The 201-nt window shown below is 66.7% G+C and carries 1 pseudogene; it reads right to left on the bottom strand.

The features are described 5' to 3' along the window. A pseudogene (locus FCU66_RS40885) lies at positions 1-201 on the bottom strand (hypothetical protein); the annotation flags it as partial.

The raw sequence follows: 201 nt of genomic DNA, 5'->3' as shown, positions 1-201 counted from the left end.
AGCCTGTAACGGGCGCCGTCGGTCGCGGTACTCAAAAGCTTCGCCTCGTCCGGGATGACCATTTCGACGCCGAATTTCTGCGCCTGGTTGTAGGCGCGCGCCATCAGCGCCATGCCCGAAATGCCGGTGGGGAAACCGAGATAGTTCTCGATGCGCGAGGAGGCGCCGGACCGGCGGGGCTGGCGGCCGCGGTCTATGCGG

The organism is Mesorhizobium norvegicum (assembly GCF_004919685.1).
Classification (GTDB): domain Bacteria; phylum Pseudomonadota; class Alphaproteobacteria; order Rhizobiales; family Rhizobiaceae; genus Mesorhizobium; species Mesorhizobium norvegicum.
This window is presented reverse-complemented; position numbering and strand designations above follow the sequence as displayed.